Source organism: Paenibacillus sp. MZ04-78.2 (assembly GCF_024213375.1).
Lineage (GTDB): Bacteria > Bacillota > Bacilli > Paenibacillales > NBRC-103111 > Paenibacillus_G.
Genome location: NZ_JANAVJ010000045.1, coordinates 14,487 through 38,834 on the forward strand (window position 1 = coordinate 14,487; position 24,348 = coordinate 38,834).

The 24,348-nt window shown below is 49.9% G+C and carries 18 protein-coding genes and 1 pseudogene; 3 read left to right on the plus strand and 16 right to left on the minus strand.

Features of this window, described 5'->3' with window-relative positions; all coding sequences use genetic code 11:
• Window positions 1-11: 11 nt before the first annotated feature.
• From NLX71_RS22530 to NLX71_RS22555, 6 genes and pseudogenes are all read right to left on the minus strand, one after another.
• Window positions 12-467: pseudogene (locus NLX71_RS22530) on the minus strand (DIP1984 family protein).
• Window positions 468-654: 187 nt separating this feature from the next.
• On the minus strand, window positions 655-1,569 hold the full coding sequence (locus NLX71_RS22535) for an Rpn family recombination-promoting nuclease/putative transposase (RefSeq protein WP_254365999.1): 915 nt from the start codon (window positions 1,567-1,569) through the stop codon (window positions 655-657).
• A gap of 178 nt (window positions 1,570-1,747) precedes the next feature.
• The gene (locus NLX71_RS22540) at window positions 1,748-2,602 is read right to left on the minus strand and encodes an Rpn family recombination-promoting nuclease/putative transposase (protein WP_254366000.1); all 855 of its coding nucleotides are present in this window, start codon (window positions 2,600-2,602) and stop codon (window positions 1,748-1,750) included.
• A gap of 175 nt (window positions 2,603-2,777) precedes the next feature.
• Window positions 2,778-3,644, minus strand: coding sequence for an Rpn family recombination-promoting nuclease/putative transposase (locus NLX71_RS22545; protein WP_254366001.1), 867 nt, complete (start codon window positions 3,642-3,644; stop codon window positions 2,778-2,780).
• A gap of 164 nt (window positions 3,645-3,808) precedes the next feature.
• Window positions 3,809-6,394, minus strand: coding sequence for a metallophosphoesterase (locus NLX71_RS22550; RefSeq protein ID WP_254366002.1), 2,586 nt, complete (start codon window positions 6,392-6,394; stop codon window positions 3,809-3,811).
• 3 nt (window positions 6,395-6,397) lie between these two features.
• Window positions 6,398-7,663 carry a class I SAM-dependent methyltransferase gene (locus NLX71_RS22555; protein ID WP_254366003.1) on the minus strand — a complete coding sequence of 422 codons (1,266 nt, stop codon included), beginning with the start codon at window positions 7,661-7,663 and terminating at the stop codon, window positions 6,398-6,400.
• A 540-nt stretch (window positions 7,664-8,203) separates the two neighbouring features.
• On the opposite strand from NLX71_RS22555, the gene NLX71_RS22560 reads away from it, so the two are divergent.
• Both NLX71_RS22560 and NLX71_RS22565 read left to right on the plus strand, forming a co-directional pair.
• Window positions 8,204-8,698: a riboflavin biosynthesis intermediates N-glycosidase gene (locus NLX71_RS22560; protein ID WP_254366004.1), complete on the plus strand. Its 495-nt coding sequence runs from the start codon at window positions 8,204-8,206 to the stop codon at window positions 8,696-8,698.
• Window positions 8,699-8,722: 24 nt separating this feature from the next.
• Window positions 8,723-9,589: a TIGR02452 family protein gene (locus NLX71_RS22565; protein ID WP_254366005.1), complete on the plus strand. Its 867-nt coding sequence runs from the start codon at window positions 8,723-8,725 to the stop codon at window positions 9,587-9,589.
• A gap of 91 nt (window positions 9,590-9,680) precedes the next feature.
• On the opposite strand, the gene NLX71_RS22570 is transcribed toward NLX71_RS22565, so the two are convergent.
• From NLX71_RS22570 to essC, 7 genes are all read right to left on the minus strand, one after another.
• The gene (locus tag NLX71_RS22570) at window positions 9,681-11,255 is read right to left on the minus strand and encodes an Mbeg1-like protein (protein WP_254366006.1); all 1,575 of its coding nucleotides are present in this window, start codon (window positions 11,253-11,255) and stop codon (window positions 9,681-9,683) included.
• 13 nt (window positions 11,256-11,268) lie between these two features.
• A complete protein-coding gene (locus NLX71_RS22575) occupies window positions 11,269-12,072 on the minus strand; it encodes a hypothetical protein (protein WP_254366007.1) in 804 nt (267 codons plus the stop codon).
• 2 nt (window positions 12,073-12,074) lie between these two features.
• Window positions 12,075-12,266 carry a hypothetical protein gene (locus NLX71_RS22580; protein ID WP_254366008.1) on the minus strand — a complete coding sequence of 64 codons (192 nt, stop codon included), beginning with the start codon at window positions 12,264-12,266 and terminating at the stop codon, window positions 12,075-12,077.
• An 82-nt stretch (window positions 12,267-12,348) separates the two neighbouring features.
• On the minus strand, window positions 12,349-12,651 hold the full coding sequence (locus NLX71_RS22585; protein ID WP_254366009.1) for a pore-forming ESAT-6 family protein: 303 nt from the start codon (window positions 12,649-12,651) through the stop codon (window positions 12,349-12,351).
• 28 nt (window positions 12,652-12,679) lie between these two features.
• Complete coding sequence (locus NLX71_RS22590) at window positions 12,680-12,982, minus strand: WXG100 family type VII secretion target (protein WP_254366011.1); 303 nt, start codon at window positions 12,980-12,982, stop codon at window positions 12,680-12,682.
• A gap of 28 nt (window positions 12,983-13,010) precedes the next feature.
• Complete coding sequence (locus NLX71_RS22595) at window positions 13,011-13,262, minus strand: EsaB/YukD family protein (protein WP_254366012.1); 252 nt, start codon at window positions 13,260-13,262, stop codon at window positions 13,011-13,013.
• Window positions 13,255-17,874, minus strand: coding sequence for a type VII secretion protein EssC (essC, locus tag NLX71_RS22600; protein WP_254366013.1), 4,620 nt, complete (start codon window positions 17,872-17,874; stop codon window positions 13,255-13,257). The genes NLX71_RS22595 and essC overlap by 8 nt, the downstream gene beginning before the upstream one ends.
• Before the next feature lie 330 nt (window positions 17,875-18,204).
• On the opposite strand from essC, the gene NLX71_RS22605 reads away from it, so the two are divergent.
• A complete protein-coding gene (locus tag NLX71_RS22605; protein ID WP_302058396.1) occupies window positions 18,205-19,902 on the plus strand; it encodes a methyl-accepting chemotaxis protein in 1,698 nt (565 codons plus the stop codon).
• Window positions 19,903-19,951: 49 nt separating this feature from the next.
• Here the strand turns inward: NLX71_RS22605 and NLX71_RS22610 are convergent, their stop codons facing one another.
• The 3 genes from NLX71_RS22610 to NLX71_RS22620 all read right to left on the minus strand — a co-directional run.
• Window positions 19,952-20,260 (minus strand): PfkB family carbohydrate kinase, encoded by a 309-nt coding sequence (locus NLX71_RS22610; RefSeq protein WP_254366017.1) that lies wholly within the window; start codon window positions 20,258-20,260, stop codon window positions 19,952-19,954.
• A 150-nt stretch (window positions 20,261-20,410) separates the two neighbouring features.
• Window positions 20,411-21,550 (minus strand): response regulator, encoded by a 1,140-nt coding sequence (locus NLX71_RS22615; RefSeq protein ID WP_254366018.1) that lies wholly within the window; start codon window positions 21,548-21,550, stop codon window positions 20,411-20,413.
• A 103-nt stretch (window positions 21,551-21,653) separates the two neighbouring features.
• On the minus strand, window positions 21,654-24,348 hold a 2,695-nt coding region (locus tag NLX71_RS22620), incomplete at its 5' end, for an S-layer homology domain-containing protein (RefSeq protein ID WP_254366019.1).

Consider the following 24,348-nt stretch of genomic DNA (forward strand, 5'->3'; position numbering starts at 1 on the left):
ATATTCGTTGCTTACAGCAGGTCGGTTTTCCAGTTCATTTCCTGAATGCCCATATCCAGCTCCCGGTAAGCTTTCGAATACTGGTCGACCTGCTTTTACAACTCGGCAATATGGACCTTCGGAATGAATTTCACTTCCGATCTGCTGTAGCGATCCTGCTTCACGGCCGCGGCATTGATGACCTCTTGGATCATCGTTCGACGCATCGCCAGAATATCACGCTTAGCCAAAGCATCGGCAAGTGTAATCCTGTCGTGCAGCACGGTTTGAGCGTTCGTCCGGTTGAACGCGATCATCAAGGACTCCAGCTCTTGCAGCGTATCGTTCAATTCTTGGAACAACTCCTTCGGTTCCTCCGGCGGATGCTCTCCTTCCTGCACCTTGGCACTACGGTTCAGGCGGACTTTCAATTGTTCGATGCGCTTTTGGCAATCGGCTCTATTCATTAAAGCTTCAGCTAATTTCATTGTTATCACCTTTAGCTATTGAATTTTCATCTTTGATTGGCAACGCCTTATGTATCTTATCTTCGCTGATTTGCACCGAAACGAAAATGGCGAAAGTATTACGACGAGTGGGAAGTTTTTCATGAAACAAAAAAAAGACCGGAGATACAGCTCCGATCTTGTCATCTAGGGCAACAAATTCGGGATTCTAATGCAGTTTTTTATTCAAAGCTTCAATCTCCGTCTCTGATAGACCCGTTACTTCGGCAATCAGAGAGACAGGCAAGCCTTTTTGCAGCATACTTGCCGCAATCTCCAACTTTCCTTCCAGTTTTCCTTCCAGTTTTCCTTCCAGTTTTCCTTCCAGCTTTCCTTCCAATTTGCCCTCAAGTCTTCCTTCCTCCCTGCCCCGCGATTCCGCATAATCCAGCGCGGATTGCTCGTCGAGCAACGCCTTTTTCCGCATCTCGTACAGCGCCCGCGCTTCCTTATTCTGGCTTAAAAATTCCAGCGTCGTCATCGCCTTTTTCAACCCCGGTGTATCCATCGCAAGACCCTCCCATCGTTCTTTTGGCGCGCCGTCGATGAACATCAGCCAGTTCACCAGCCGATCGTCCATCTTATGCGGCTTCAAATTAAGCTTCGGCAGCTCCATAAAATGAATTTCGATATCGTCAAGCAGCAGTTCGCCCGTATGGTCTTCCCGCAAGTGATAGATATTGTGGAACCGATCGTTCGGGATTTGATTAAAGGTCAGGATATTGATCGAGATGACCCTTTTCAAGCTTTTGTAGAACTGGCCTTCTCCCAATTGCTCTTCGTACATCTTCGCGGCATAGTATAAGCTGCGCTTCGGCATATCATATTTATTGCTGACCTGGATTTCCAGATTCACCTGTTTGCCGTCCTCGTTCTGGGCGCGGACATCGAGGATAGCCTGCTTGTCAGTCAGCGCATTCTTATCCAGCTGAGGGTTAAGCAAGGTCAAGCTGACAAACGGCTTCGGCTCGGTTTCCCGCAGCGCTTCGTTCAGAAAATTCAACAGCACTTCGTCTTTATTTTCTTCGCTGCCGAAAATTTGTTTAAACACGAAATCAACGGACGGTTCCAGCAATTCGGTCATTCGTTCTCAGCTCCAACGGCTTGTTTCGCCTCAGTTTTCTACTTCCATTATACCACAAAAGGGGTAGACCTTAGTTCGGTACCTGCTTATTTTTCCTTAAACCTCGTTCACGACATTATAAAAAGAAGACCAGAGCCACGGCTCCGATCTTGTCATCTAGGGAAACGAATTCGGGATTCTAATGCAGTTTTTTATTCAAAGCTTCAATCTCCGTCTCTGATAAGCCCGTTACTTCGACAATCAGAGAGACTGGCAAACCTTTTTGTAGCATACTTGTCGCAATCTCTTTGTCTCTTTCCGTTTTCCCTTCCGCCCTACCCCGCGATTCCGCATAATCCAGCGCGGATTGCTCGTCAAGCAGCGCCTTTTTCCGCATCTCGTACAGCGCCCGCGCTTCCTTGTTCTGGCTTAAAAATTCCAGCGTCGTCATCGCCTTTTTCAACCCCGGTGTATCCATCGCCAGTTCCTCCCATCGCTCTTGTGGTGCGCCGTCAATGAACATCAGCCAGTTTACCAGCCGATCGTCCATCTTATGCGGCTTCAAATTAAGCTTCGGCAGCTCCATAAAATGAATTTCGATATCGTCAAGCAGCAGCTCGCCCGTATGATCTTCTCGCAGGTGATAAATGTTGTGGAACCGATCGTTCGCGATTTGGTTGAAGGTCAGGATATTGATCGAGATGACCTTCTTCAAGCTTTTGTAGAACTGGCCTTCTCCCAGCTGCTCCTCGTACATCTTCGCGGCATAGTATAAGCTGCGCTTCGGCATGTCGTATTTATTGCTGACCTGGATTTCCAGATTCACCTGTTTGCCGTCCTCGTTCTGGGCGCGGACATCGAGGATAGCCTGCTTGTCAGTCAGCGCATTCTTATCCAGCTGAGGGTTAAGCAAGGTCAAGCTGACAAACGGCTTCGGCTCGGTTTCCCGCAGCGCTTCGTTCAGAAAATTCAACAGCACTTCGTCTTTATTTTCTTCGCTGCCGAAAATTTGTTTAAACACGAAATCAACGGACGGTTCCAGCAATTCGGTCATTCGTTCTCAGCTCCAACGGCTTGTTTCGCCTCAGTTTTCTACTTCCATTATACCACAAAAGGGGTAGACCTTAGTTCGGTACCTGCTTGTTTTTCCTTAAACCTCGTTCACGACATTATAAAAAGAAGACCAGAGCTACGGCTCTGATCTTGTCATCAGGAAACGAATTCGGGATTTAATGCAGTTTTTTATTCAACGCTTCAATCTCCGTCTCCGATAAGCCCGTTACTTCGGCAATCAACGAGACAGGCAACCCTTTTTGCAGCATACTTGCCGCAATCTCTTTGTCTCTTTCCGCTTTCCCTTCCAGCTTTCCTTCCTCCTTGCCCCGCGATTCCGCATAGTCCAGCGCGGATTGCTCGTCGAGCAGCGCCTTTTTCCGCATCTCGTACAGCGCCCGCGCTTCCTTATTCTGGCTTAAAAATTCCAGCGTCGTCATCGCCTTTTTCAGCCCCGGTGTATCCATCGCAAGACCCTCCCATCGTTCTTTTGGCGCACCGTCGATGAACATCAGCCAGTTCACCAGCCGATCGTCCATCTTATGCGGCTTCAAATTAAGCTTCGGCAGCTCCATAAAATGAATTTCGATATCGTCAAGCAGCAGTTCGCCCGTATGGTCTTCCCGCAAGTGATAGATATTGTGGAACCGATCGTTCGCGATTTGATTAAAAGTCAGGATATTGATCGAGATGACCTTTTTCAAGCTTTTGTAGAACTGGCCTTCTCCCAACTGCTCCTCGTACATCTTCGCGGCATAGTATAAGCTGCGATTCGGCATGTCGTATTTATTGCTGACCTGGATTTCCAGATTCACCTGTTTGCCGTCCTCGTTCTGGGCGCGGACATCGAGGATAGCCTGCTTGTCAGTCAGCGCATTCTTATCCAGCTGAGGGTTAAGCAAGGTCAAGCTGACAAACGGCTTCGGCTCGGTTTCCCGCAGCGCTTCGTTCAGAAAATTCAACAGCACTTCGTCTTTATTTTCTTCGTTGCCGAAAATTTGTTTAAACACGAAATCAACGGACGGTTCCAGCAATTCGGTCATTCGTTCTCAGCTCCAACGGCTTGTTTCGCCTCAGTTTTCTACTTCCATTATACCACAAAAGGGGCAGACCGTAGACAGGTGAGCCGCCTACGGCTGCAAGAAATGCCCTCAACACGCGCCAAGGTCCTCCGGACATGCAAGCTTTACACAGCCCGCTCCTTCCCTCAAAGCCTGGGATCGATTTCTTTCTCCCGGGCCACTTCAAACAGCAGGTTGGCGACGATTTCGTTATACGTCTCATGATCCGGCGTGATTTCATCGAACCTCACGGACAGCATCTTACTGCCGAGTCGATATTCGTTCATGGAGGTGCGCAGCTTCGAGTGAATGTTTTTCTGCTTCATGAGCTTGCCGTACTTATGCGGGAACCGGTAATCGTACCCATAGATGATCGATAAATACTCCGGATTGCGGACCTTCATATACGGCACCGAGCGCTCTTCCATGACCTCCGGCTTGATCACGACGCCTTCCATATGGTTCCCGACGGTTAACGTCGCGAAGAACTGCTCCGCCTTCCCGCGGCTTTCCGGCTCGGACAGATCCAGCACAACAAACTCGTCGTCCGACAGAAAACGGTACATCTCCGAAGTGCTCCAATCCGGCAGTCGCTCCTCGCCGCTGTCATACACCACTTTCAACAAGGCAAAAGGCTTGTACACCAGCTCTCCGTCCCCCGCATACAGCTCCAATTGCTTCTTGTACGTTTCATAGGCGGCCGCATGCTCCGCCAGCGGCACATAGGTTTCCAAAATGCCATGGACATATTTATAGTTTTGATACACACTTGCCTCGTATTTGTCGCTCAGGGCGGCTTTGGAGAGGTGGAACTGGTCCTTTTCAAACCCGCTGGCACGGTACTCCTCCGTCAGTTTGCCATAAGCTTGTTCAAAACCGTTGCGCTTCAGAAAATCCAACTCGCTCTCCAAAGCTTTCCCGATCGGCTTGAACTGCCGCTCAATGAGTCCGTCCCCGAGCGCTTTCCACGGCAGCAGCTCACCGTCCAAAAGCAGCATGGCGACGCCATTCTGCTCCATGTAGCCGCCGAATTTTTGCAGCAGCCGGTCGTAAATGTCGGTCAAATCCACCTGATTGATTTTGTACCCGTTCCGGCTGACGGCAAAGCACCGCTCCCGGTCCTTATGCAAATAAATGTTGCATCGGGAGCCCATATATTTCGGCTGCAGCACCACCTGATGGACTCCGCGTTCGGCAAAATAATCCAAGCCGCGCTGCAAAGACTCCAGCTCGCCTGCGGCTACGTCCTTATCGGCCGGGGACATCGTTCCCGAGATAAAGTTGATCCTATTCCGCGATACATAGCGCAGTCTGCGAATTTCCTCGTCGCCCAGCTCCTGTACGGATACTTTTTTCTCTTCGCGGAACAGGGTCGGAAGCTCGTCCGTCATGGCAGTCTGCCCGGACTTGTGGGCTTTAAAGAAAGGCTTGAACGAAATGCTGACCGAAGTCAGCGCGTTTCCGTGCACACATCCCGTATCAAGGTGAAGCTTGCTTTTGATCCGGAATGGCTGCTTCGCCGCAATGTGCCCGAACACGTGGTACGGATGATTTTTCGCTGCCTCCTCAGTAAGAAAATCCAGTTGCGCCTCCAGCGGCGCCTCCCGGTTGATGCGGAAGCTGCGCTGATGACGCATCGAATTCGCATCCAGCTTCCCGATATATTTGTTCCGGCACGGCGCATGGGTTACATAGAAGGACGCCCCCTTGGTGCCGATCGACCGGTAATACGGCTTCGAAATGGAAACGAGATGGTTAAACTTCTCCAGCAGCTCCGCATCGGCACGCAGCACTTCCGTCGAGTCGAAATACGTCCGAAGCAGCTCCGAATCGACGCCCTGAATTTCGCCTCGCAAATATTTATAGACGAAATTTTCATGATTCCCGAGGACGAATAAGAAATGCTCCTGATTGTCGTGCAAAAATTCCACGATCTCTCCGGTGCGCTTCCCCTTATCGATCCAGTCCCCGGCTAACAGCACCTTCGTATTCCGCACTTTATCCGTTACGGCCAGCTTCCCCGCTTCGATCTGGTAGCCGTAGCTCAGCAGTAGACCTTGCAGCGCATCCACGCACTCGTGAATGTCGCCAACGATAATCACCTTTTGGTCCTGCGGGAGAATCGTCGACAGATACTCCTCTTGATCTGCAATGATGACTTTGTAATCGGGATTGGCCCGCTGCTCCGTTACCGAGTAAAAATCTTTGGCTCGCACCTTATGAACTTTGGCGTACTTTTCCTTGGCCAGCGAACCGAGAACGTCTTTGCGCAGCCGGTTAATGTGGCTGGTGATCAGCTTCTTCGACCGTTCGGAGGCGTAGTAATCCTCCCGCTTGCGGTAATCGAACAGGATGACCTCCAGGTTGTAATTATTCTCGCCTGCAATCTCGCGAACCTTCGCCCGGAAGTCCTCCGACAATCCGGTCGTATCCACGATCACGAATTCCGCATTGACAGGATATGAGGTCACCATCTTCAGCTTCTCGAACAACAGATGAAACGCCTGCCCGCTCGCCTCCAGCATCAATTGATCGTACTTATCGTAGGCAAAGCCAAGAACCTCTTGGCGGATACTGTCGGAAGACAAATATTGGATGTTGGCTTTAAAATGTTTCGACTCGTCCTCGAACCGCAGCCCGGGAATCAGCACTTCGTTGGCGAATGTCGTTTTCCCGCATTCCGTCGATCCGATCATCATAAAAATAGTGTGAACCCTCGTTTGGATCTCCATTGGCTAGGCTCCCCTTTTCTTGAGAATGACGCCTTGCGTCGTCTGGATGCTGTTGACCCCGTCGCCAACGGAGACGAATTCATAGTGCAGGCTCGTTTCCCGGATGATCTCCAGAAACCACTCTTGAAACTCCTGCTGCCCCATCTCCCACTTGTGGTCGTCGTGTCGGAACCCGCTTAAATCGTAGAACGGATTAAAGTCCGAATTCGGCGTTGTAATAATAAAATGCTCAAAATTCACCTGCTTGCAGATCCGCTGGATCAGCGCCTTGGCCTCGTCCTGACTCATATGCTCGATAACCTCCGTCAGGATGACATCGACCTGCTCGCCGTTGTATTCTTCCAAGAAATGATCGATCGAACGCAGCGTAATCAGGTTGTCGAGCTCCCGTGCTTGAGCCTTGCGGCTGACGGATTCCAGCAGCTGTTCGTCGATATCGACAGCGTAGTAGCTGCCCTCGATTTTCGAGGCAAAAGGAAGCGCATAGAAGCCTTCCCCGCAGCCAACGTCCAGAATCGATTTATTAAAAGGCAGGGCGCTGACGATATAGTTTCTTCGTTGAAGTGCGGTGCCTCCGTAATCGAACCGAATGGCGTACCGGCTTGTTTTCTCAAGCTCGCCTTTGTATTTTTTGAAGCGTTCCCTGGAGGACAAGAAATTCCGCACAAACAAGCTGCGAATATAGAACGGTGCGTCAATCGCTTGAATGCTCTTAATGTATTTGTCCAGAATGCTGTCAGAAATATCAATGTTTTCGTTGCCGAACATGGAAAGGAACAGGCACAGCACACTGACGACATGCAGCAGTTGATGCAGGCTTTTGCGCGTCGTAACCGTGAGCGAGTAGCTTTTGTGAGCGTGATGCTTAAGCTCAAACGTAAAATCGGTCAGATGCTTCTCAAAAAACTCGATGTAGCGTACCAGCTCAATATGGATCATGTTGATATGGAACGAATGCTCGTAGCCTTCGACGTCCCGCTCGTCCTGCGCTTTCAGCGGCGCGGAAAAAAATTCGTTCAGCGCGTTCAGCGGAAATAACGGCGTATTATAGCGGGATACGTTCAAATATTCAAAATCCTCATGCTCATGCTGCTTATAGGAAATCTCATTGTCCGCATCCTTAAAGTACACATTGTAGGTAAAGTCGTCCGTGTACCAGCCGTAGGCCATCCCCTTGCGGATCGAACGGAGAATCATGCCGGACTCCGGATTTTTTTTGATGATAAACGAAAGCTTCGGGTTGGTGGATCTCACTTGAATGATCGCCATCTGCATCTTCCCCTTGGAATGAAATTGTGACCGGTCACTGTAAGCACAAAAAAGACCACGGACTCAGAGGTCCATGGCCGGATTGGATAAACGAGCCTGATGTCAACTGGCTTGGAGTCGGCATAAAGCTTCACTTAAAGACAGACCGGGAAGGCCGATGAGGGTGTGCTGCTGCATAATGCTGTTGATGAAAGGTATTGCACTTGTCATTATTGGAACTGTAATCATACTTTTGACCCTTAAGCACCCTCATCCGACCTCCTTTTGATAATAGTTAGTGAAATCATAAGCGGCGGTCCATATTTTGTCAATAAAATCTCTAGGTTTTAACATTTTTTCGAATGGATATTGACATAGGGTGCTGTTATCGTTATATAATGTCATTATGATATTATCAATTCGCAAATATCCTAGTAGTCAATACCAAGCGACTACAGGGCCGGCCCGCCCTTGGGAGCGTAGACGATGATGGCAACGACATTCCCTAAAGCCTGCAATACCGAAAACAGTCAAATTATAAAGTGAAAGCGAGCTCTGATGATGACAGAGAAATTTACGTTTTTTTACCATACCGAATCCCCCTTTTCCCAGTGGCATCCTTCACGGTTTGTTGTGAAAGGAGTGAAGTTCAACTGCGCGGAGCAGTACATGATGTATCAAAAAGCGATACTGTTCGGGGATCAAAAGACGGCGAAAAAAATTTTACAGGCCAAAACGCCCCGCGAGCAAAAGAAGCTGGGCCGTTTGGTCCAGAACTTTGACAAGGATAAATGGGACAATTACGGAAAGAAATTTGTTTATGACGGCAACTATGCAAAATTTACACAAAACCCACATCTGCTGGAGCAATTGCTTGAGACAAAAGGAACAACCTTGGTCGAAGCGAGCCCTACGGACCGGATCTGGGGAGTAGGGTTATCCGAAGACGACCCGAGGATTCAAAGCCGAAGAACCTGGCAGGGCAAAAATGCACTGGGTCACATTTTGACACAGCTGCGCGAGAACCTGCTGAAGGAGAATCAAGAAGCAACCTGAACAGAATGAATGGAGTGAACAAAGATGAACGCATCTAGTCATAACAGAGAAATCCGATCCAAGATCGCCAAGGAAACCTTGGATATTTTAGAGCAAGGCTTCTACACCAGTCCCTCCGGGACAAAAGTAGCCATCCTGAACGAAGTGGAAACGGCCGTTGCGAAGTCCATTCTCTACACGCCCGATCAGCTGCCGAATATTTTGAAAGAAGCAAGTGCCCTCATTGACCGTAAAGCAGAGAACGCTCCTCGTATTGAGGTGACGAACGAATCGACCTTGGGAGCGGCGCAACGGCTCGTAGCGCAAGAAGGAATTACGGAAACCGTCTGCCTGAATTTTGCCTCCGCGAAAAATCCCGGTGGAGGCTTCCTCGGGGGAAGCCAAGCGCAGGAAGAAAGTCTGGCCCGCTCCTCCGCCTTGTATCCGTGTATTTCCCAGATGACCCCAATGTACGACCATAACCGGAGCCTCAAGACCTGCCTTTATTCGGATTATATGGTCTATTCTCCGAAAGTGCCGGTCTTCCGAGAGGATCGCGGCAGCCTCCTGCCGGAGCCTTATTTGGTGTCTATGCTCACCGCTCCTGCAGTAAATGCCGGAGTTGTGCGGGAGCGCGAACCGGAAAATACGGCAAAGATCGATACGGTCATGCTGGAGCGGATTCGCTTTATTTTAGCGGTTGCGGCCACCCACGGACAGCGTGCCATTATTCTCGGCGCCTTTGGATGCGGCGTCTTCCGCAATGACCCGAAGGATGTCGCCCGCCTTTTCAAGCAAGCGCTAATCGACGAAGGTCGTGCCGTCTGGTTTGATAAAATTGTCTTCGCCATTCTCGATAACTCGGCAGACAAACGAACGTTGAACAAATTCAAAACGGCATTGAAGCCATAGCAACTAGGAAATAAGTGAAAGCGTCGGCCTGGGAAGTGCCGGCGCTTTTATTTTTTCCGCCCCGCGACACCAGCGCGACCTCCAGAACCGTTTAAAACGCATGCGCTTTTTGCGTGATCGTGCGCTCGCATTGTTCAAGCTCGTCTACCGCACGGTGCAAATAATCAATGCATCTTCTTAAATCCTGGTTATAGCCTACTTTGTAATCGATCCAAGTTACCGATATGCGCGTCTGCCAGTCGACAAGACTTGCCAGCGTATCGAGTCTGCCGTCCACATGGACGATCTGTTTTTGAACCGCTTGTAAGCGGGAAGACAAATTTCTGAGCTCCATCATGTTCACGCGAATATCCTCATGTTGTATGCCGGATTGCTTCCATGAATACCAAGAATCCTTGACGAACTTCGAGACCCTGCTAACGATATCATGCACTTCAGCATAAACCCGCTGCTTAAAGTCGTGAAACCTCTCCTTCAGGATGGCTCCAAGTCCGGCCTGTTCAAACAGATCGTCGAACTTGCGAATCACCCACGTTTTAAACTGAGCAATCTTATCATCCACCACTTCGGCAGCCATCTGGGCAGCTGTTACAAACGCGGCAGCTACAAATGTAATTTCTACAGCTTTGAGTATCGCTCCTACGGTAATCATCGTTTGAGGAATATTGGTGGCCGCTAGAATACCTGCCGTTTTCATTAATGGAACCGGATCGATATCGCCATTCCAAATGGAAAAAATGAGCTCCGTCGTTTCGTAAAGCATCGGGTTAGGCAGCATTTGAATCCCTTGCGTAAGATTGGACAGCATTCGATATTCAAAATCTTTGCTTTGGACCTTGTCCCTGACTAAGGTACCATTGTCGTTCACAAGATGCTTAAGTGCGTGATGGTCCATATTTAATAAATCAGGCAGCGTGCCTTTTTTCGCCGAAGTTTCGATCATGATCGGTTTCGTCGGATTGTAGAAAAGGGAAGACACGGAATCGTATCTGTTCTGAAATTCCTGAATTTTCTCCCTCATATGCCGGATCGAATGTTGATAGGTAACGGTAAATTCTTTGTTAAAGCCAGGAGCGTTAAACGTAGAACAATTGGCTATTTTTTCTTGAGTTTCACCAGGCGCCGTTAGAGTTGCATATAGGGCAAGGTTCCCTCCAAGAGAATGACCCGTTACCGTGATGTTATTGTACAGCTTCGCTTGCGATTCCATGTATAATCTGGCTTTATGTTGCTGGACACTTTCCTCTTCATACGAAGTCGACGTATTGTTTTTCCAATCGTTCCGAAACTCTTTTTTGGTGATATCTTCGCTTCCTCGAAAGGCAAACACCGCTTGACCGGGCTCCGGTTCGAACGTGTACGCTACAAAACCTGTTTCTGCATTGTCGTCATCGATATGGCTTATTTTCCAGTTGTAATATTTCGAAGAATCCTGCGATAAACTTTCAATTGAATGCTTAAATGCTTCAAACTGTTCTTTTGTTTTAAATTGGCTTTCGACATCTTTAAATGGTGATTCCAGATCGTTCTTGTAGGTTCTTGCGAGTTCGCCTACGGTTAATGTCCTGTTTTTCAAATGTTTTAATAACTCTTCATTTTTTACAATATTCAGATATATGAGTTCTGAGAGAACTTGTTTATCTACTTCGGTAATGGTCGTGGTCATGATATCCCCCTTCTTAAGAGTTCGTAGATCCCCGATCAAAATGGCTCAAAATTTCTTTTACGGTATATTTTTTTTTCCCATCGGAAATTTCTGCGAACGTATGGGCATAACTGACTTCTTTCTGCCTGTAATAATCAATCGGTACTTTCACCGTGAAAAAATCTGTACTCACTCGTTCGAATGAAGACGGTTTTAAATAATAAACATCAATAGCTCCGTTTTTAAATTCCTGTAATTCTACTATTTTAGCTACCAATTGATCTACTTTTTCGGCTTCACGTTCCTTGTCAATATCAGGCTCGCTTTTAATAAACACATCAATAGCTATCCCATAAAGCTGCTCGGCCTTAAAATAATCCTCAATACTCATGTTTTTGTTATTCAAATCACGGGCCGGAAAAGCTAGGCCACCCGAATTCAGATATGATTTGACCCAGACGTCCTTTTGCTCAAAAACTTCTTGAGATACCTTCATCATCTTGGCATCGAACTTGTCGGCCATAATCATGTTCATATAGTTATCCCATACTTTACTAAAATCTTTCGAGATTTCGGCTCTAAACCGATGCCTTGGGGAATGTTTGGGATACGCCTCCGCTTTGATCGTATCGGTTGAAAATACCCCTGATCCATATCCGCCTCCGACGTTTTCAATCACGAACTCTTCGCCATACTTATCATTTAAATACCGCGTCATTTTTTCTCCCGCATCTTTGTACTCCTGACCGCATCCCATAAGCGTGACTAGCGATAGCAACATCACGATTCGAAGCACCAGCCTTCCATTCAAGTTCATTTCCCGCTCTGCACCCTCCATCGTTATCTCAATTGATACAGCATTTGAACGACCTCACCGTATTCGCTTGAAATTTGTGTCAATCTTCCGGAGCAATATTCGACGCTAATTCCTTTCAAACCTTTTAATTCCAACGCTACACTTTCCAATTCTCGTCTGATTCTGTTGAGTTCTTCAATAATGGCGTTTGCTTCCCATTCTGCTGCCTCGTTCATGCACATCCCTCTTTGTTTTCATAGATTGTAGACGGCGGAGAGCGACAGGAATTTCCTGTCACCCTCCATACCGCATCATGTATTATTTAAATTGGCTGGCGTTGCTGTTAATGGTCGTTTCGGTTGCATCGTAGTTCGAAACCGTATTATCCAAAAAAGCCGCATAAGAATCGACAACCGCCCGATAATCGCTAAACTTTTGGGAATTCGCGTTGAATTTGTCCTGAATGGTTCGGGAGGCATCGCTATCCCAAGAGCTCGTCAAGCTGTTCATTTCTTTCTTAATCTCTTCGAGCTTGGTGGTTAAGCTGCCGTTGAGTGTTCGGATCGTTGCCGCGGTTTGCGTCACCTCTGCGGTAGATATGCTGATTCCTTCGATAGACATAGGGATTGGCCTCCTTAAAGAGAATGGATTAGTTCGCTAATTTTTTGGCGGAGTTTGCAATTTCGGTTTGTGTTGTCCGATACGTTTGGGCGCTATGCTTTAAAAACTCGGAATATTGCTCCATCAGCTTTTTCATATTTTCAAAATCATCGCGGAAGCCTTCGATTTGAGTCGTATAAGCGACGTTATCCTGCCCCTTCCACGCATTGCCCATGGCCTTCACTTCGTTAAACAGTTGATCGTACAAACGCTGGTACTCGGCGGCATGCCCATCCATGTTTTTAGCTGCGGCTTCCAGCTTTGTGGGATCTACGACAATTTTTCTTGCCATGCAAATTCTCCTCTCGGTAATAAAGGTTTTATATTAACATCAGCCTGGAACCGTGATGAAGCCCCGATTCTTGAGCTGACATGCCAATATCCAAAACGGACCCGGTTGTTCGCTCGCATAAAACCGTATCGCGGGTTGCAGCAAAATAACCGTTGGATAACTCCGCAATCGCACCCGTTAATAACGTCTCGACTTCCCAAAGCTTGGTCGTGAGAGGGATGTATACGTCATAGGTCCGGGCTAGAGCCGGTACAAAAACCTCAATCAGTATTTTATCCATCGGAATCGTCCTCTTTGAGATGCAAGGGCGAAGTCACCAGCTTCATGAGAACCGGTTTCCCGTTCGTCACGATATAGCCAAAATCGTCTCCAATATCCTGGTACAGCTCGCTTGTGAGCTTCCCGATCTTGAGCTGATATTGATCCGCTATGCCGTTCCCCAGCCAAATCCCCTCGTTGGGGATTACCTTCGTCTTAAACCAAGCCTCGTAGGATACGGATGAAATCGACGAAACGCGTTCGCAGATAATGAAATTCATCTGATATGCCGCCTCGCCTTTCTCCAGAAGAACCCGGAGCTTATCCTTGGAATCCTCGGAGATTCGCGAGTTCAAGCTTGCCAGAGAGTGAATGATCCAAGTCTGTTTGGCAAAGGCCGAAACCGGACCGCCGGCGGCCATCGCATCCTTGTACGTATGGTTGCGGTGGACAAGGGCGTTAAATAACTGTACGACGATTTGGTCCCAATCCGTTGGATTTCCGTAATGGGTATAGTTCTTGGACTCGTCTTCCACCAGCTTATTGTCCGGATCAATGACGGCAACTTCGGCTTCCGCTTTAGCCGACAGGACCTCGGCCAGCCCTTGGATAAAGCCCGCATTGTCGTTATTTTGAGACAGCACAAGCTGGATGTCATGCTGGTCAAAATGAAAGCAGGCTGTCTGCAGACTGTGCTTCTCCACGCCCACCGGAATCTTCCCGGCCCTGCCGTACTTGATCTCATCCATTAAGAAATTCGCATCAATGAGCTCAGGCAGGATCGGAATTCTTCGTGCGACCGGCTCCGTCCATCCGACGGCGTAATCTTCGCCATACTTGCGAATAAGCTCGAAGCGGTTTTCCACATCGCGATGCGGGTGCGCGATTTGAAATTCATATACCCGATCGGATTTCATAATGCCTCTCCCTTTAAACTTGGAGGGATAGACGCCTTCGACATTCCCTAGCACACTGGAATAGTCGGCGGCATCGTTAAGCTGCAGCACATACAATTGTTTAAAGTTCTGCAAAACCCGGTACCGGACCGCGCCTGTATTCAATGCGGACAAGATAAAGTAAATCCCGTACTTTAAACCTTCCCTCGTTAGATAGGCCACCGCTTCTTCCTTATCCTCGAACAGCTCCGCGAACGCCGAGTAGTTATGAACGACAACGACAATAGAAGGAACGGCAGTCTGTGCCGATCTCATATAAGATTGGTAATCGCCGCCATAATCTGCGAACTGTTTTTTCCGGTCCGCGGCTTCTTTATACAGCATCTTGAACAAATTATTGACTTTCTCCGCTTCATGCGAGAGCACGACATCGCCCACATGCGGCACTTTGACAAAGGCGCGCAAGGTCTCGGAAGCGAAATCCAGAATATATGCATGGAGCTCGGACGGCGTATGCTCCTCCATCAGCGAATATAGTAACGTGGTCAAGAAGGTCGTTTTCCCGCTTCCCGCCGCACCGTAAATGACCGCATTTCCTTCCTTGGACAACGGGAATGTCATCGTAAACTGCCGCTGGTTGGCAGGGTCGTCCAATTGGCCGATCACGGGATTCAGCACACCGCGGGCTTGTTGCGAAACCGGATGACTCTCTCTGAGCTCGTCAAGATAAACGAATTCCGGAAGCGGGTCCAGCCAGAGCGGACGGACGCGAATGCGTTCTTCTTGGGCAATGGCCGCCAAATAGCGGTTCACCTCATCCAATTGCTTGGCCGGGTTGTGAAATCGTGTCTTTCGTTTATCGATCTTGACTTGTTTCACGATACGTCCCAGGTTATCGATGACGGTCACGCTATCATCCTTGGCTTTCTCCAGCCGATCCGTCGGATAATAAGGCGCCCCTCCCCATGCGGATTGACCAAGCTCGAACAGCTCGTTGAAGCCAACCTGAACATAGAAGCGCCCGGTAACGGACAGCTCGGCCGCATCCGGCCTTTTAATCACGTCCATACTATCGGCTTTCTCCTGCACCTTAAGACAGATTCGAAACTTGCTGTTGCTCCAAATCTGATCATCCACCACGCCAGATGGCTTTTGGGTTGCCAAGATCAAGTGAATGCCCAAGCTTCTGCCGATACGCGCCGCGCTGACCAGCTGCTCCATAAACTCAGGCTGCTGCGTCTTCAATTCCGCGAACTCGTCCGAAATGATAAACAAGTGCTGCAATGGCTCCGTGACTTTCCCATCCCGGAACAGCCTCTGATATTTGTAGATGTCCATGTTGCTTATGTTCAACCGCTTGCTCGTTTCGCTAAAGATCGCTTGTCTCCGCTTTAACTCGCTTTGGATGGAAACCAAGGACCGCTTCACCGCCGCACCGTCCAAGTTCGTAATTGTTCCCGCCAAATGAGGCAAACTCGCGAATGCGCCGGCCATACCGCCGCCTTTGTAGTCGATCAGAATAAAAGCCACCTCATGCGGATGATAGTTTACGGCAAGCGAAAGAATGAACGTCATAATAAATTCGCTTTTGCCGGAGCCGGTCATCCCCGCAATCAAGCCATGCGGACCGTGATATTTCTCATGCAGGTCTAGGTAAAACCGTTCTCCGGTCGTATCTACCCCGATCGGAGTTTGGAGGGATAAGGCAGGATCGTTATCCCGCCACCTCGTCAGCGCATTCAGATGCTCGACCTTGCCTACCTCGAACAAATCTAGAAATGTCAGCATGGCAGGCAGCGTATAGCCCGATCCCGAACTATCCAATTGAATATTGGCCAGATGCACGGCAAGCTGAAGCTCGTCCTGAATGGTATAAGGATGTGGTTGAAACGCAATATGCTTCCCGGAAGTATCGTCCTTGTCAAATATTTTCGAATGATTTCCTTCAAATTCCACGACCAGCGAGCACTCTTTGGGCAAGTTTTTCAGCTCGTCGTAAAGATGGATCACGCTAAGGCCCATATTGTTTTTTTGCTTCCGTATCCCATTCATCATCTCCGCCTTGCCGGCCAGACTCTTATCGATTGCGAAGACGACATAATGAGGTATGACCTCCTTAAGCTCTTCCTCCGAAACGATGCTCTCTCTTCTGGCAATTTCTTTTTCCAAAAAGACGGAAAGCTCCTTTACCTCGCCCGGCTCCGTCGCGACAAAGCGAATGGACTTATCGTCGCTCCAAACGTGAGGCAGCCATTTGACGAACTCCCACGTTTTTCCTTCCTTCTTGTCATAGATGAAGACCAGCTTTAATTCATCATAGCTATGGAGCGCCGCAAGCTGGACAATCAATCCTTTGACCGCAGCCACAACTTCCACCCTTGTGCCGATCATCCCGCTAATCCAATCTTCCGTTAGCGAAAGCGGAACAGGAACCTCCTCCAACATTTTCGGCTCCTCCATGAGCCGATACAGCTCCTCTTGAAGCCCGTCGTCTTCGAAGGAAAATCTTTTCTCCGGAAATTTCAGCAGAACCTGAAGCGGCAGATTGCCCAATCCAAGACGAACCTTCAAAAAATCGTTCTGTCTGCGGGTTCGCTCCCATAGGGTCCGCTTGCGCAGCTTGATTCGCGAAACGCACTCCTCAAGCGTAACCAGATTTTCATGCAGAATCTGGCGCTGGCGTTCTCCGGCATCCCGTATCTTCTGACGAATCTCTTGCATATAAAGCTTGTACTTCTCTTGTCTGATGCTCTCCTGCTTGAGTCTCTTCTTAGCTTCGTGCCGTCTTGTCAAAACGGGCCATAGAATCGTACCCAGCAGCACGCTAAATGACATGACAAGGGTTGGCATAGCGTTCATGATTTTTCCGCTGGATTGCAACGCATTATGCAGAGAATATAGCCCGGTGAACAACGAAGCCATGCCCATCGTAATGGATGGACCGAGCATGAGCATAAGCGGAGTTTGTTCCAGATTCACCTTGGACGGCGGGGCGTCAATCTTGATCTCGACGCGATCCATGTCCTTAATAAACCTTGGAGAACGGTAAAACAAATCACCTTCTGGCACCTCTTCGTCGATTTCATCCTCCGTATTCGGAACCGCAGGATACGACTTGACACTTGGTCTTAGGACATCGGGGTTACAGCTCACCTGACTGTCCGGATTATTCACGGCAACAATTCCGCTGCCGACAATGATCTTCAAGCCGACGATATAGATCATATCTCCCGGTTTAAGGATCTGCTCCGTCGTCCTCTTCCCGTTCACAAACGTTCCGTTCGAGCTGCCCGTATCGTGAATGGTTATGGTCGTTTCGGAAACGAACAGCTCCGCATGAACGGACGACGTGTACCTGTTCGCGTACCTGATCTCGCAGCCGTCCGCACGGCCGATCTTTATTTTCCCTCTACTCGGCAAGCTGTACCTATGGAATACTCTGCGATCGGCAGATACCGGTTCGGCGAAAAGAATCGCAATTTCATCCGTTTTCTTCAGAAGGATGCTATAGATGGTCAAAGGCTCGACGACAAGCTCCTTTATTTTGCGGCTGCCGGCATCCATAACGACCGCATGTCGATTCGACTTGAGAATCCATTGGCCTTCCACGCCTTCGACCCCGATCACCCGTTCCTCATACCCCAGAAGATTCGTTTGAGTGACCCAATACTGCCCGGACGTCTTGTCAGGCAGCACGCACGTATAGACTTCATTTTCCTTTAGCAAGGATAGCTGCATAGGTCACTCTCCTTCTTTCGAACGGATGATCAGACAAATACTTACAAAAATTTCTATTTCAGAACACAAAAAACCGCCCTATCCATGGTTAATACACATGAATAAGGCGGTGCTTCCGCTTTCGATCATTGGTTGTATAATATCATTTTCTGCCAAAGTCTGCAATAGAGATTTTGATTTGACCGATGCACGCTTTTTTCCCCATATTTCCCTAAATTTCCTTCACAAGCGAACTGGAATAAGAAGGAATTTCCCATTGATTTGTCGAATTAGTTTAATCCTAAATACCATATCCAGTATAAAAATAGCATAGCCGAGGGGGCTCGTTCGATGCGTTGGACTGTCAGTAGAAAGCTTTCTTTGGGGTTTATTGCCATGTTGCTTCTAACTACGATCACCGCCGTTCTTGCTTTAAGCCGAATGATGTATATCCAAAACCGCGTTGAACAAGTTACCGAAAACTCGATGCCAAAGGTGAATGGAATCAACCGGATTTACTTCGAGACGGAGTATGTGCTTAATCTGGTGTTCCGTCACAAAGATAGTACCGATGCTACGGCGCGCAAAACCCTGGAGGATGAAATCGGCGCAAGCTACGCCTTGGTCGAATCGACCATGCAGCAGTACGAGTCCCAGATGACAGCCGACGAAGAAAGAAAGGATTTTGCTTCCTTCAAGGAAAATTGGGAAGAATTCAAAAAAAACACGCAAAAAACGTTAGTCTCCAGCCGCAGTAACCCTCAGCAAGCCATGATCCTGATCGATGCCGGCCACCGAATTTTTGACGAAATGCAGGAGCATTTGACCAGTCTGGTCGAATGGAACCAGAAGCAGGCTGAAATCTCCGCACTGGAAGCAAAAAAAGCCTATAAGGATAGCTTGATATGGGTGTATGTCATTCTCGGGATCAGCGTAGCTGTCGCCATCGGAATCAGCACGCTGTTCCTCCTCCTGATTGCCCGCCCGCTGCGTCTGGTGACCGGCAGTATCGTACGGGTCGCGGACGGCGATCTGACCGTTCCGCCGCTGTCTGTGAAAAGCCGCGATGAGATCGGCCAATTGGCCGACGCCCTGAACCGCATGGTCAGCGAGCTTCATTCGGCGGTCGGCCGCTCTTCGGAAGCTTCGCGCCAGGTCACGCAGCTCGCCCATTCGCTGGCGGACGATGCCGGTCAAACGACGATCGCCGCGCTGCAGATTGCCGACGCCTCCCGGCAGGTAGCCGGTGGAGCGCAGGCACAGCTGACCACTTCAAAAGAAACCGCCGTCGTCATGGAAGAAATGGCGGCAGGGATCGGCCGGATTTCGGAGGCAACCTCGGACATGGCGGAGCAGTTCCAAACGACAGCCGCCAATGCGGTGAAAGGCACGGAATCGATGGACGAAGCGGAAGAGCAGATGAATGCCATTTCCACAACAGCCAAGCAGACCTCGGAACGTATGGAACGGCTAAGCAAACGGTCCGACGAAATCGGAGGCATTGTCAAGTTGATCTCCGAGATCGCTTACCAGACGAATTTGCTGGCATTGAACGCTTCGATTGAAGCGGCAAGAGCCGGGGAAAGCGGCAGAGGCTTCGCTGTCGTCGCGGCCGAGGTGAAGAAGCTGGCCACCCAATCCGAAGCAGCCGCCAAGGAAATTGCCCAGCGCATCCACTTGATTCAAGAGGAAACGAAAGAAACGGCCGGGGCGATTCACGAGGTTACGGAGCAAGTCACGGCAGGCATCCATCTGGTGAGCGACTCCGGCCGCAGCTTCCGGGACATTGCCGCTTCGATCGAGCAGCTGAACGGACATATTCGGGAAGTGTCCGCCACGGCGGAAGAAATGGCAGCAACCACCGAGCAGATTACCGCCTCGGTCACATCTACAGCGATGATCGCCCAAACCTCCAGCGATAGTACAGAAAGCGTCGCCGCCGCTTCGAACGAACAGTTCGCTTCGATGGAACGCATCTCCGGCAGCGCGGAGTCGCTTACTCTGCTTGCGGGAGAGCTTCGCGAGAGCATTCGCCGCTTCCAGCTGTAGGGCTGTTCGCAAAAAAGCACCTGCTTTTGCAAGCAAGTGCTTATGCCACCTATACTACTTCCGACAACACGGGGATCGCATCCTGCGCCCCCAAACGGGTCACTACAATGGACGAGGCGCGCTGAGCGATATCCACCGCTTCGTCCATGCTTTTGCCGGCGATGATCATCGCGGCCAGCGTGCCGGAGAACGTGTCCCCGGCCGCCGTCGTATCGACGGCCTGCCCATCTTGGCGCAAGCTACCGCCTGATTGGCCCCTTTGCCGCCGGGAGCGAGGAAAAATCCGTCGCCCCGCATCGTCGCCCCGCATCGTCGCCCCGATCTCGGGAAGACGGCTCGTTCGCATGACCATATCCATATTTGCACTGCCGACAACCATAATTTTCGTCGAAATTCGCCCTCTTCGTTACAAATTCACCGGACTTCTAGAGCTTCGTGACTCGAATATTGCTGTAGCAGCTCTCGCCGCGCCAAGGGTGCTGACACCGTACATGCCGTAGCCGAACGTTCAAACATCACGTTGCCTCCATCGTTGATACCATGAGGCAATATCCGCATGGACCGTCGACTCCAGTTCCCGCTCCATTCTCAAGGTCAGAAGCCAATATTGTTCTTCGACCCTGCCTCTGTCCCCCAATGCATCATAGAGCTTCATCAGGATGAAGTAGCTTTCCTCCTCATCCGGGAACAGCTCTTGAATGCGCAGATTGACCTGAATGGCCGCTTGTATTCTTCCTTGTCCCCTATAAAATCCGCTCAAGCTTCTCGCATGATGCAGCCACAGCAGGCGAAGCCGTTCCCGTTCGTGTTCGGCCCACAGGTACTCGTAGTCACCGAGATAGTGCCCTGAATACAACTGAAGAACATGCTCGTGCGCCTCCATCGTACGAACGTCGAGAACTCCCAATTGCTTGATGCGAGCTTCCCATTCCTCCGTGTCGATTTTTGCCTCGCCCACGGTAAGCCTGTATCCAGCCTCCAATTCTGCGCTGGTGATGGATACCGTTCCCATCCCGCTCGTTTTCAAGGTTTGACGAATATGGTAAATCGTTGTATACAACTGCTGCGCCGCTCTGGACACATCAAAATCCGGCCATAGAAGCTCAATTAACGTGCCTCTGTCCACCGTTCGGTACCGATGATGCAGCAAATAGGCAAACAGCTCCTGCGCCTTGCTCGTACGCCATTTAATGGTTTGTGAATCGTCGCCGGGAAGTTGAAAACGGACCTGATTAAAACAGCAAATCCATGGCGCTTGGGATTCCCGGCCAGTTTCTTTGTTCGCCTTCAGCTTTCCTCTCAAACGCTGTACCGTCTGCTGCAAACGATCCGTTCGGGCAGGCTTCAAAATATAATCCAGCGCATAAAGTTTAAAAGCGTGAATCGCATACTGGTCGTGACCGGTCACAAAAATAATCTCAATGTCGGGAACAGCCAATTGCAGCTGTTCTCCCAACCGCAAACCATTGATCCCGGGCATTTGGATATCGAGAAACACAACATCGGGCCGATGCTTTATCGCCATGTCAATGGCCTGGCTTGGGTCCATACACGTTTCGACGACTTCAACACCACCCACATCGCATTCCAGCTTTTGCTTGAGAAGCCTCAAAGCCAATCGTTCATCGTCGACCAGGATCGCTCTCAACCTCGATCTCGCTCCTTTTCCATTTCGCATTTCGGCTATAGACTTTATAAAGAACAACCACCGCCGGTTTTGAAGCGCCAGCGGTGGTCGTTTAGCTTGCGTATCAATCGATAAGATGCGTTACTTTCAACAGCCTTTGGATAAGCGCGGCAGTTTCCGCACGCGTCATGCTGTCTTGCGGCTTCAGCAGCTGCCCGTCTTTTCCTTCGACGATTCCGGCTGCAATCATCATAGCTACAGCTTCCTTCGCCCAAGAAGAGACGTTCTTCGCATCGCTGAACGCCGAGAGCCGCGCATCAAGCTCACTCGAATTGATGTCTTTTTGCGAATTGATCACGCGATAAGCGCGGGCAATCATGGCAATCCCTTGCTCTCTGGTGATCTGCTGATCAGCTCGGAACGAGCCGTCTTCATAGCCAAGCACGATGCCGAATTCATTGGCAATGGTTACGGCATTATGGTGCCAAGCCGACGAAGCCACGTCATGGAATGTGCTTTGCGGCGCATCCTGACGCAAGAGACCCAGACCGGAGACGGTAATAGCTGCAAATTCCGAACGGCTCACATTGCGATCCGGCGACCACGTATTGTTCCCCGTTCCCGCAAGATCCAGTCTCGCTGCAATGTTGTTCACTTCCGCTTTGGCCCAATGGTTTCTTACATCATCGAAGTCCTGCGGATTCCAGATGACAGAATACGTGCCATGGCTGCGCAAATCTTTGATCAGTGCAAAATATCGGTTCTCAATTTTCGTAACGACCGTCGGAACATGGAATACGGTTCCGTCCGGGTATACGATAACACCTGTCGTGATTCGATTCGGATCGACGCCATCGGGCAGCGCAATGTATTTCGCGGCATATCCGTTCAATTGTCCCGCTCTAACCGTCCGTCCCTCACGGGTGAAGGTCAAATCGAGATTGACCGGATCAACGAGCAGTTGATACCCTTCTGCCGTTGCCTTGCTGCGGGCGCTTTTGATCTGTTCGGTCGAAGCACGCTTAATGTCAACATGGACCGCAATATCGCCAAGCGCTGCATTATTCCATTGCTTTGCGATAGCATTCAAGTCCAACTGTTTTCCAGGAACCGGGTAGATCGCGAGCGGGCTGCTAATTTCCAGGCTCGATCCGGTGTCGACCAACCGCTTGACGGTCATTCCCGTCAAGCCATCCACCTGAGCATCGCCTTCCTTCGGAATGCGGATGGCGAGCTTCTGTCCGTTGCCTTGCGACAACAGATCGTTCAACTTGCTTGCGTCGACTTGAATCTTCGTATGCGTGCGGCCTTCGGATTGCTCCGTCGTTCCCTTGGCGAACGAAACGTCCTTGCCGTTCACGCTCGTTCCGATACCTGCCGTGTTAGAGACAAATCCTCCTCCGCCTCCCCAACTGGCACTGCTTCCGCTCGATGAGGTGTTGGAGTCGGACGCTCTTGTTATAGCGACCGTATATTGCTTGACTACGCCGTTCCGATCGGTTACTTTGACGACGATCGTATTGGCGCCGACATTCAGCCCATAATCCGGGCTTGCCTTTCCGTTGGTCAAGGCTGTAAACGCCCCGCCATTGACACTAATTTCGACAGTTGCCTTCGGATCAAGCGTCACCGGTGTCCACCCAAGCTGGTAAACGCTGCTCGATACGCTCATCGTGTAGGCTTCCTTGTCCGGATCGAAGGCCGGATAAAGGCTTCCGGTAGAAGGTGTCAGCGAAGCCAGCTTGCTGGAGACGCGCAAAATTTCTATCGTATACGTATACTTCTTCCCGTTCGGGTCAGCCACTTCCACCTTGATCACATTTTGGCCTTCCTTGAGAGGAAGACTTCCCCAATCCTTTGCGTTAACCTCTTGGCCAATCAAGGTGACCGTAATCTTGCTATTCGGATGGAGCGCTTGCGGAGCGATGCCAACACCGTAGACGGCATTCGATACCACTGCTTCATAATTCGTTTTCTTTCCGTCAAACACCGGGGACAATACGATTGGATTGCCGTTCTTCGAATCGACAACATCCAGCTTTCCAAGCACGGCATCCAACAGGTCTAATTGCTTGCGCGCTTCAGTCAGTTTAGCCAAAGCCGCGTCAACTTCCGCTTGCGTGGCGTTTGGATTGCCCAGCACCGTCTTCGCGTTAGCCAGCGCACTTTGCAACGCTTGCCAGCTCGCAGGCGTATAGTCGGCTTCTTTCAGGTTTTCGTCTTCAATTCCCTTTACTTTCGCTTGCAGTGCGGCTTTGTCCACACTTGCATTTGCAGGGACAAGGCCATTTCGTGCTGTTTCCAGCGCTGCCTTTGCCGTGTCAACTTCCGCTTGTGTGGCGTTTGGATTGTCCAGCATAGCCTTAGCGTTAGTCAGCGCCTTTTGCAACGTTTCCCAGCTTGTCGACGTATAGCTGTCTGCTTTCAGGTTTTCGTCGTTAATTTCTTTCACTTTCGCTTGCAGTGCAGCTTTGTTCACACTTGCATTTGCAGGGACAAGGCCATTTCGTGCTGTTTCAAGCGCTACCTTTGCCGTGTCAACCTCCGCTTGCGTGGCGTTTGGATTGTCCAGCATAGCCTTAGCGTTAGTCAGCGCCTTTTGCAACGTTTCCCAGCTCGGCGATGTATAGCTGTCTGCTTTCAGGTTTTCGTCGTTAATTTCTTTCACTTTCGCTTGCAGTGCAGCTTTGTCAACACTTGCATTTGCAGGGACAAGGCCGTTTCGTGCTGTTTCCAGCGCTGCCTTTGCCGCGTCAACTTCCGCTTGCGTGGCGTTTGCATTGTCCAACACAGCCTTGGCGCTCTCCAGCGCCTTCTGC